Annotated in this window: 1 protein-coding gene; it reads left to right on the forward strand. The window is 74.9% G+C overall.

Annotation, left to right across the window (positions count from 1 at the left end; translation table 11 throughout):
* The coding region (locus tag IF43_RS0135505) for a KR domain-containing protein (protein ID WP_030211118.1) at positions 1–1,441 on the forward strand (1,441 nt) is incomplete at both ends.

Here is a 1,441-nt window from a genome sequence, read left to right on the forward strand (position 1 = left end):
GGCCCAGGGTCGCAAGACCAAGCAGCTGACGGTCAGCCACGCGTTCCACTCGTCGCACATGGACGGGATGTCGGACGACTTCCGTGAGGTGGTGGCGGGCCTGTCGTTCGCCGCGCCGCGGATCCCGGTCGTGTCCTGCCTGACCGGTGCCGTGGTCACGGACGAGATGGCTGCGGCGGAGTTCTGGGTCCGGCACGTCCGCGAGGCGGTCCGCTTCCTCGACGGCATGCGGGCTCTGGAGGCCGCGGGCGTGACGACGTACCTCGAACTCGGTCCCGACGGTGTGCTCTCGGCCCTCGGACAGGAGTGCGTGACGGGCGACGGCGCCGCCTTCGTGCCGGCCCTACGCACCGGTCGACCCGAGGCGGACACCGTCGTGGCCGCGCTGGCCCGGACCGATGCACGTGGTGTCGTGGTGAACTGGACGGCCTTCTATGCCGGTTCGGGCGCGCGGCGGGTGGAGCTGCCGACGTACGCCTTCCAGCGCCAGCGCTACTGGCTGCCGATGGCGGGCGGCGGTACCCGGAGCGGTACCGCCGACGAGCTGGACTCCCTGTTCTGGGACGCCGTCGAGCGCGAGGACCTGGAGTCGCTCGCCGCCACCTTCGACACGGACGATGCGAACGCCTGGAGCACGGTCCTGCCGGCGCTGCCGGCCCTCTCGGCGTGGCGGCGTGGCCTGCGCACGCAGTCCGAGGTGGACCGCTGGCGCTACCGGGTGTCGTGGCGGCCGCTGGCCGACGGCACGTCCGGTGCGCGGCTGTCCGGCTCGTGGCTGGTGGCGGTTCCGGCCGGCGGTGTGGACGACACCGCCGTGGTGGACGCCCTGGCCGGGCGCGGCGCCGACGTCAGGCGCGTCGTCGTGGAGGCCGGCGCGGACCGGGCGGCCCTGGCCGGGCTGCTGGCCGAGTACGACACCGACGGTGTCGCCGGCGTGGTGTCCCTGCTCGCGCTGGACGAGGCGGCGGGCGTGGTGGCCACGGCAGGCCTGGTGCAGGCGCTGGGCGACGCGGGGGTCGAGGCACCGCTGTGGTGCGTCACCCGCGGCGCGGTCAGCGTCGGCCGCTCGGACCGCCTCGTCTCGGCGGTGCAGGCGCAGACGTGGGGTCTGGGTCGGGTCGCCGCGCTGGAGCTCCCCGGACGCTGGGGCGGTCTGGTCGACCTGCCCGAGACGTGGGACGAGCGCACCATGGCCCGCCTGGCGGGCGTGTTGGCCGGCGGTACCGGCGAGGACCAGGTCGCCGTACGCTCCTCCGGTCTCTTCGGACGCCGCCTCGTGCGTGCCGCAGGCGGACGGACCGACCACACCTGGACCCCGTCCGGGACGGTCCTGGTGACCGGCGGTACGGGTGCGCTGGGTGGTCGTGTGGCCCGTTGGCTGGCGGGTGCGGGTGCCGAGCGCCTGGTGCTGACCAGCCGCCGGGGCCCGGATGCTCCGGGT

The organism is Streptomyces sp. NRRL S-87 (genome assembly GCF_000719335.1).
Taxonomy (GTDB): domain Bacteria; phylum Actinomycetota; class Actinomycetes; order Streptomycetales; family Streptomycetaceae; genus Streptomyces.